6 protein-coding genes and 1 pseudogene are annotated in these 8,352 nt (G+C 46.3%); 2 read left to right on the top strand and 5 right to left on the bottom strand.

Translation table 11 applies throughout. The features are described from left to right. Window positions 1-10 precede the first annotated feature (10 nt). The gene (locus tag ACLQ6D_RS17655) at window positions 11-97 is read left to right on the top strand and encodes a hypothetical protein (RefSeq protein WP_411727754.1); all 87 of its coding nucleotides are present in this window, start codon (window positions 11-13) and stop codon (window positions 95-97) included. Window positions 98-687: 590 nt separating this feature from the next. Here ACLQ6D_RS17655 and dnaE read toward each other — a convergent pair. The 3 genes from dnaE to ACLQ6D_RS17640 are packed head-to-tail and all read right to left on the bottom strand — an operon-like array spanning window position 688 to window position 4,899. Beyond that, the gene (gene dnaE, locus ACLQ6D_RS17650) at window positions 688-4,182 is read right to left on the bottom strand and encodes a DNA polymerase III subunit alpha (RefSeq protein ID WP_411728619.1); all 3,495 of its coding nucleotides are present in this window, start codon (window positions 4,180-4,182) and stop codon (window positions 688-690) included. 60 nt (window positions 4,183-4,242) lie between these two features. Continuing rightward, a complete protein-coding gene (locus ACLQ6D_RS17645; RefSeq protein ID WP_411728618.1) occupies window positions 4,243-4,584 on the bottom strand; it encodes a type II toxin-antitoxin system VapC family toxin in 342 nt (113 codons plus the stop codon). Between the two features lie 54 nt (window positions 4,585-4,638). After that, window positions 4,639-4,899: a hypothetical protein gene (locus ACLQ6D_RS17640; protein ID WP_411728616.1), complete on the bottom strand. Its 261-nt coding sequence runs from the start codon at window positions 4,897-4,899 to the stop codon at window positions 4,639-4,641. 335 nt (window positions 4,900-5,234) lie between these two features. Between ACLQ6D_RS17640 and ACLQ6D_RS17635 the strand changes: the two genes are divergently transcribed. Beyond that, a complete protein-coding gene (locus ACLQ6D_RS17635; RefSeq protein WP_411728615.1) occupies window positions 5,235-6,290 on the top strand; it encodes a bifunctional transcriptional activator/DNA repair enzyme AdaA in 1,056 nt (351 codons plus the stop codon). 369 nt (window positions 6,291-6,659) lie between these two features. On the opposite strand, the pseudogene ACLQ6D_RS17630 reads toward ACLQ6D_RS17635, so the two are convergent. Then, a pseudogene (locus ACLQ6D_RS17630) lies at window positions 6,660-7,663 on the bottom strand (class 1 fructose-bisphosphatase). A 125-nt stretch (window positions 7,664-7,788) separates the two neighbouring features. Further along, window positions 7,789-8,061: a SemiSWEET transporter gene (locus ACLQ6D_RS17625; protein WP_411728614.1), complete on the bottom strand. Its 273-nt coding sequence runs from the start codon at window positions 8,059-8,061 to the stop codon at window positions 7,789-7,791. Window positions 8,062-8,352: the final 291 nt, after the last annotated feature.

The following is an 8,352-nucleotide window of genomic DNA, read 5'->3' as shown; positions in this document are numbered from 1 at the left end:
GTTCGAATATATTGGAGTGTGTTACAACCGCAAACGGCTACACCCCAGATTGGGCTATATGAGCCCAGTTGCGTTTGAGGCCAATAAAGTCGCTTAGCGGGGTGTCCGTGAAAGCGGGGCAAGATCAAGCCACTGGTTTGACCAGTGAGACTATCAAGGCTTTGCCTTTAGATTTAGTTTTAAAAGACATGACCCATTGATAGTCGAAAAGCCAAATCGGGTACGCGCTAAAATTGTCACTTTATGGTAATTATCGACACATTTAGGGGCTATCGAAAACATCACATTTGTTATTTAAAAGCCCGTAGCCCTGCATTTATCTGTTGATAACCATGATAAGTAAGGCATATAAACATGCTGGCATGAATGATGCTTAGTTTATTAAGTTAGAATCCAAAGATGATTAACTTAACATAACTTTGATTGGGCATTAAACATAAAATGAACGATGATGAGAAACCAAAAACATCCCTCCATGACTTGGTATTAGATTACTTAGTCCCTATCCTTACTGTAGCGTTAGTCTTGTTTTGCCTGGTTATAGCGATAATTTTGTATTAGTTCAAGCTTAACCTGACATCGCGCTTGAAATGAGGGATGATTATTCGTGGAATAGAAGTGTCAACTTTTAATCAAACCATAACGAGGTAACTCTTATGATTTGATTCTATATACGAACAAATAGCGCTAACGATATTTAACTTCAACCGCCACCACTCCAGGCAACCGTTTTAGTCTTGCTTGTAATTCGTCTGTTGGGTGTACGCGCCAACCGTCGCCTAACTGGATGCTTGTTGATGCTGCCTGGGATGCATACCTGATACCAACAGGGCAAGCTCCGCCCTTAAAAGGTTGCAGTGCAGTATGCAATCCAGATATGAAAGCGGGGCCTTCCGGAGCTTGCCCGTCAACCGCCCAGCTTATCTGTAGCCCTCTCGCGAAAGATTCCCTGGCTTGCTCCATATTGTAGAGATTTTCAACCGTTAACCTGAGATTTCCGGAAAAATCATCAATCGCTAAAGCGCCTTCGGCAACCAACAGGTTATCGCGGGAAAAAATGCTCCGGTAGTTTTCGTATTTGTCACCGAACGCCGCTATTTCCAGGCGGCCTGTGCGGTCGTCAATCGTGGCAAAACCCATGGTTTTACCTTGCTTGGTCTGGCGGGTGCGTATCTCCACAACCAGGCCAGCAACACGCGCTTCCATCTTGCCTTTGGATCGCTCCACTTCAGCCTGCAATTGGGCTATGTTGCCACTAATAAACTGCCTGATTTCCGGTTCGTATTGCGCGATGGGGTGACCCGTCAAATATAATCCTAAAGTCAGTTTTTCACCAGCCAACCTTTCCTGCTCAGACCAGGGTTCGACAACTGTCGTATAAGTCCCTGCATCATCAGCAATGTCCACTGCACCAGCCCTCAAACCGAACAAATCATCTTGACCCGTCTCTGCCATCTTGCCATGTTGCTCCGCCACCTTCAAAGCAGTGGGCAGCTCAGCCAGATGGCCAGCGCGGTTAGAGTCGAACACGTCGAACGCCCCCGCCCGACATAAGGCTTCAAGCACCCGTCGATTGACCTTTCTCAAATCAACCCGCTTGCATAAATCGTAAAGCCCGAGGAATAGCCCATGCCCTGACCGTTCCCTGAGTATTTCTTCAATGGCGGATTGGCCTACACCTTTGATAGCGCCCAAGCCGTAAACGATATGTTCATCATCATTGACCGTAAACCGGTAATTTGAAACATTGACATTAGGTGGGCATAGCTCCAGTTTCATTTGCCTGGACTCTTCGATCAGGGTGACAACCTTATCGGTATTGTCCATATCGGAGGATAATACCGCCGACATAAAAGCCGCAGGGTAATGCGTTTTTAGCCAAGCGGTTTGGTAGGCAACTAGTGCATAAGCCGCTGAGTGCGACTTGTTGAACCCGTACCCGGCAAATTTTTCCATCAAGTCGAACACGTAGCTGGCGATTTTTTCTTGCACCCGATTGGCTACGGCCCCGGTAATAAAGGTTTCCCTCTGTTTAGCCATCTCTTCGGGTTTTTTCTTGCCCATTGCCCGCCTTAGCATGTCTGCACCACCCAGAGTGTAATGGGCCAGTTCGCGGGCAATTTGCATCACCTGTTCTTGATACAGGATAACGCCATTGGTCGGTTTGAGTATGGGTACCAACAAAGGATGTGCGTACTCGGCTTTGGCGCCGTGCTTGACCTTGATGTAATCATCGACCATGCCGGATTCCAAAGGCCCTGGGCGATACAAGGCCACCAGCGCGATAATGTCGTCAAAACAATCGGGCTTGAGCTTTTTAATCAGCTCTTTCATGCCTCGGGATTCCAATTGGAACACGGCTGTAGTTTGGCCTTTTTTCAGTAGTCCGTAAGTTTCCGAGTCATCCCTGGGAATGCTGTTAATATCAATCGGTGGCGCACCGGACTGCTGCTTTTTTTGGTTGATATCCTGTAAAGCCCAGTCGATGATAGTCAAGGTGCGTAAGCCCAGAAAATCGAACTTGACCAGCCCCACCGCTTCCACATCGTCCTTATCGAACTGGGTGACCAGATTGCCGCCGCCCTGCTCGCAGTACAGGGGCGTGAAATCGGTCAATTTAGTAGGTGAAATCACAACGCCACCGGCGTGCTTACCGGCATTTCTGGCTATGCCTTCCAATGCCCTGGCCATGTCGATCAGGTTTTTAACGTCTTCTTCAGTGCCGTATTGTTGCTTAAGCTCGACGTTTTCCTCTAGTGCCTTCTCCAGCGTCATACCGATTTCAAAGGGAATCAGTTTGGCGAGGCCATCAACAAAGCCGTAAGGAAACCCCAGCACCCTGCCCACATCACGAATCACCGCCTTGGCCGCCATTGATCCATAAGTGATGATCTGGGCGACACGATCGCGGCCATAATGCCGAGCCACGTAATCAATGACTTCATCGCGTCTGTCCATGCAGAAGTCTATGTCAAAGTCGGGCATGGAAACCCGTTCGGGATTCAAAAACCGTTCGAACAGCAGGTCAAATTCAATCGGATCAAGATCAGTAATCTTTAAGGCGTAAGCAACCAATGAACCCGCCCCTGAACCCCGTCCCGGCCCGACGGGAATCGCATTGTTTTTTGCCCACTGGATGAAATCAGCCACTATCATGAAATACCCCGGAAAACCCATCTGGGTAATCATAAGTAATTCATCTTCCAGGCGCTGATCATAAATTTTGCGGTTTTCTTCAGCTGAACCCTTACCTGTTGCAGGATAGCACTGCAAGCGTTCGGCCAAGCCTTTTTTTGCCGCATCGGACATCAGTTCGGCTAGCGTCATTCCTGGGGGAACCGGGAAGTCGGGCAGGAAGTTTTCTCCCAGTTCCAAATGCAGGTTACAGCGTTTGGCAATTTCTACGGTGCTTTGTAAGGCTTCGGGAATATCGGCAAATAAGGCCTGCATTTCATCAACGGTACGCAAATATTGTTGATCGGTGTAGTCTTTAGGCCGCCTGGCATCGTCCAGAACCCGCCCCTGATTGATGCAAACCCGCACTTCATGCGCGGCAAAATCAGCTTGATTGAGGAAGCGGACATCGTTGGTCGCTACTACGGGCAATACGGTTGCCAAGGCCAAGTCTACGGCGGCGGCAATATAACGCTCTTCTTCCGGTTTACCGACGCGCTGTAACTCAAGGTAAAAACTTTGCCCAAACAACGTCCCCCATTGTTCAGCCAGCTGCTTCGCGAGGTCGCTATTTTCAGCCAGTAACGCCTTGCCAATATCGCCATTCATCGCCCCCGACAAGGCAATCAAACCGTTATGATTGGCTTCCAACCATTCCTGTCTGAGCATAGGTACGCCTTGGTGCTGGCCTTCCTGATACGCTTTGGAAAGCAGTTCCATCAAGGTGATGTAACCCAAACGATTTTTTACCAGCAAGGTCAAACGATGAGGGGCGGCGGGTTCTTCGGGATTAAAAATTAGCACATCAGAACCCGCAATTGGCTTGATGCCCTGCCCTATCGCCGCCTTATATAATTTGACCAAGGCAAAAAGATTGGCATGATCGGTCACTGCCACTGCCGGCATATTCAATTCAGCCAAGCGTTTAACCAAGGGCTTGATTTTGACTATCCCGTCAACCAGGGAGAATTCAGTGTGGAGTCTTAGGTGGACAAATTTAGGCTGCATTAGGTGATGCGAGTTAGCAATCAAATATTCGATGGGTGTCTCATGGCAAAAATAAGGAGACTAGTTGCTTAGGTCGATAAACTCATCATTATTCGGCAAATAATGATCAAGAATTAAACCATTAATTTGCTCAAAATGCTTACTATTGCTGGTGTATAGCAATTCTGTATGGGCTAATGCGGCTGCCGTTATCAAGGTATCGACCATTTCCATGCTGTGGCTGAGTGCAAACTGGCGGACTAATTGACGCGCATGATAGGAAATGGCATGGTCAACCTCATGAATCGTGAATTGGAGCGCTTTGAGCATTTTTTCAAACACAAGCAACTCATGTTTGTTGCGGCAAAAAGGCACGTATTCCATATATGTTACTGCCGAGATTGACCGATGCTCAGTGCTCATGATCAACTCCTTGGCTGACACTAGGCCTCTATCAGCATAAATAAGATATTGGTGTCAAAGATCACTCAATGAGCTCCGCCGACCCTTGCGGATATTACGCAATTCATCTTCAACAAAGGCAATACCGACATCACGGTGCATACCAAAAAATTCGCCCATCGCGGATTCTTGATCTTTGTTATTGATGGTTGGAGTGGCTGGATGCACTACCCCAAGCGTTTGTCCATGGTAGGTAATTTCTACCGTTTCGCCACGCTTAAGCGCATCAATAAGCGCTTTGTGTTTAGACTGGAGTTGGGAAGCGGTGAGTTGCATTGCTATGAAATAGATATTTATAAATATCTATCATAACAAACTTGAGTATTAAGAGAATAGTTCGTCCATATTAATGTGTCGCTACCGCGACGCAGGCACGGCACACGGTCACAGCATTTAAGCAGGATGGGCTAAACAAAGTGCAGCCCATCCTGCTTACTAAAACCAACCCGCTGTATGACCGTTGGGTATTAGATGAAAAAATAATTTTTCGTACTCCTCCAAACCCTTTAAATTCGACTAACAAAGAAAAACATACTTGTAAATTTTTCGGTAGCAAGAAAATCTCATGACGTTACAATCTATTCACAAACGATGAGAGGCCTTGGATACATATGAAAAAAGCTCTAACTTTTCAAGAAAAATATGACGCTTCCGGGAGAAAGGACTCCTTTTATGAGGGCGTTTTTATCACCGCAGTCAAAACAACGGGAATCTTCTGCCGCCCTTCTTGCAGGGCAAGGAAGCCAAAAATAGAAAATGTTGTTTTCTATGACACTGCTCAAGAAGCACTACAAAATGGTTTCAGACCATGTAAGCTTTGTAAACCAATGGAAAAAATGGATGAAACGCCTGAATATATCAAAAATATCATAAAAGAATTACATGAAAATTCCTATTTAAGGATAAGGGATGGCAGTTTAAGACAAAGAGGTATTGAGCCTAGTCACATCAGAAGGTGGTTTAAAAAACACCATAATACGACATTCCATTCCTACCAAAGAATGTTGCGTATTAACACTGCCTTCAATAGTATCAAACAAGGTAAAACCATAACAAATTCGGCATTCGACAGCGGTTATGATTCATTAAGCGGATTCAATGATAGTTATCGCTCTATTTTTGGTGATTCTGCTACACACTTTGATGAAAAATCTGTTATAAACATAATTCGGCTCACAACCCCAATCGGCGCAATGTTTGCTTGTGCCAGTGACCAAGGAATCTGTCTGTTAGAATTTACCGACAGAAGAATGTTAGATACTGAATTTAAGGACTTATGTAAAAGGCTCAATGCAGTTATCTTGCCTGGAACTAACCCTCATTTAGAACATGTTCAAGCTGAATTATCTGAATATTTTTCGGGCAAAAGAAAAAAATTTACAGTACCACTGGACACGCCAGGCACCGATTTTCAGCAATCTGTCTGGAAAATACTACAAAACATAGTTTTTGGTGAAACGCAGTCTTACAAACAACAAGCCATTGCCATTAACAATGCGCAAGCAATACGAGCCGTTGCATCAGCCAATGGTAACAACCGCGTAAGCATCATCATTCCTTGCCATAGAGTTATAGGTTCTAACGGTCACCTAGTTGGTTACGGTGGGGGAGTGCATAGAAAAAAATGGTTGCTCGATTTTGAAAAGTCAAATTCTAAAGAGCCTTAACCCGGAAGTCAAAAGCGGTAGATACCCGTATGCCGCGCCGAGCACCGGCGTTTTTATTGGGAATAGCCCGTTAGGGGTGCGGCAGGTATGCCACACGTTGCCAAAGGGACAGGAGTCCCTTTTGGCAACCCCCGATAAAAAACGACGGAGCGCAGGAAGCAAACGGCATCAGTGGGGCTTTACTTTGGTTTCTGTATGCACAAAAGAAAGAAGCTCGCCTGGCGGTGCGAAAACCGGTTTCGTAATAACCGTCGCGATAGCGACAAATTAGCTCCATAGTCAAACCCAACCCCATCCATGGGCCTTGGATTCCGGCAATCCATGCCGGAATGACGATTCTGCTGCGGGATGAAGTTTGTAACTTCGTATCTAACCTTCCTGATGATACCCCACAACCCGCTCCACTTCCTGCTTAGACCCCAGAATCAATGGAACCCGTTGATGAATATCGGTCGGCTTAATATCCAGAATGCGCTCTCGCCCAGCCGAACAAACTCCACCCGCCTGCTCAATAATAAAAGCCATCGGATTGGCTTCATACATGAGCCTTAACTTGGCAGGTTTTGCCGGATTACGTGAATCCAGGGGATACAAAAATATCCCGCCGCGCGTCAGGATTCGGTAAACCTAGGCAACCAAGGAGTCAATCCAGCGCATGTTGAAATTTTCCCCGCTCGGCCCTTCCGCACCCTGCATACACTCGGCTATGTAACGTTGGACGGGGGGTTCCCAAAACCGCTGGTTGGTCATGTTAATGGCAAATTCGGCGGTTTCCTCAGGAATCCGCATGTTCCTGTGGGTCAGGACAAACTCACCGATGTCCTGATCTAGCGTAAAGACGTTAACCCCGTGTCCAGTCGTCAACACCATCATGGTCGATGACCCATAGAGCACAAACCCCGCACACACCTGTTCCACACCTTTACGGAGAAAATCCTGCAAGTCGGAGTCAACCCCTTCACGGCAACGCAAAATGGAGAAGATGGTGCCAACCGCCAAATTGACATCAATATTTGAGGATCCGTCCAAAGGATCGAATGCCACCAGGTATTTACCTTTGGGGTAATGACCGGGAATCTTTATCATGTCGTCGATTTCTTCGGATGCCATGCCGACAAGATGCCCTGTCCAGTTAAGGGTACTTATCATGATGTCGTTGGTAATAACGTCCAGCTTTTTTGGACTTCACCCTGGATGTTTTCGGATTCAGCACTGCCTAGCACCCCTATCAATTCTCCCCGGTTGACGATGCGGGATATTTTTTTGCAGGCGGTGGCGATGTCATTGAGCAATGCCGTGAACGTTCCCGAAGTGCCTGGGAATTCACGTTGTTGCTCGATGATGAACTGGGTTAAAGTCACTTTGTTGGTCATGTAGCCTTTGTCTCCGTATCCGGCGCTTGGGCATGCTTTCCCAAACCCTACCCGGTGCACTAATTACAAATCAGATGTAAGCATTGAATAGTTTCCCTAGTTGAAAAAAGTTGAAAAATGAACAACTAGGTTTTTTTACAATAGGTATGGTAAATCTTGAATGAAAGTATACAGGCCGCCAACAACAAGGTTATCGCATTTGAAAAAATGATCGCATAATCTGTCAGGTGAATGCCATAAATTAACCAACATAAAACTCCTAAAGTGAACAAGCCGTACATGCTCAGTGAGAGTGATGAGGTGTCCCTGGTTTTAATGGTCATGATTGCCTGCGGCAAAAAAGAGGCAGTAGTCAAGGCCGCAGCCACGTAACCAATAAGATCTTGATTGGTTGTCATATCGTCAGTTTGATCGGTTGATGTGTATAGAGACCACTAGTAAAACATCGCTTCATGACTAATGAAAATAGGTGCTGCACTTGCCTGAATTTGCACACACAACATACTCCATGTCCAAAAGGGTCATTTTTCGAAGGAGATTATACAGGTTTATTGGCGTTGTTTTTTGGCATTGCTAATTATATATAGATACTGTATAAGTTTTGGATCATTAACATGCACCGGGAGGTTGCGATGGATTGTCCAAAATGCGGGAAGCAGGCGAGTTGCAAAGACGGCCAAGTGAATGGG

Source organism: Methyloglobulus sp., assembly GCF_046714055.1.
Classification (GTDB): domain Bacteria; phylum Pseudomonadota; class Gammaproteobacteria; order Methylococcales; family Methylomonadaceae; genus Methyloglobulus.
This window is presented reverse-complemented; position numbering and strand designations above follow the sequence as displayed.

Coding starts and splice junctions, on each gene's coding strand:
- dnaE (WP_411728619.1), bottom strand. CDS start 4,182: ATGCAGCCTAAATTTGTCCACCTAAGACTCCACACTGAATTCTCCCTG.
- ACLQ6D_RS17645 (WP_411728618.1), bottom strand. CDS start 4,584: ATGAGCACTGAGCATCGGTCAATCTCGGCAGTAACATATATGGAATAC.
- ACLQ6D_RS17640 (WP_411728616.1), bottom strand. CDS start 4,899: ATGCAACTCACCGCTTCCCAACTCCAGTCTAAACACAAAGCGCTTATT.
- ACLQ6D_RS17635 (WP_411728615.1), top strand. CDS start 5,235: ATGAAAAAAGCTCTAACTTTTCAAGAAAAATATGACGCTTCCGGGAGA.
- ACLQ6D_RS17625 (WP_411728614.1), bottom strand. CDS start 8,061: ATGACAACCAATCAAGATCTTATTGGTTACGTGGCTGCGGCCTTGACT.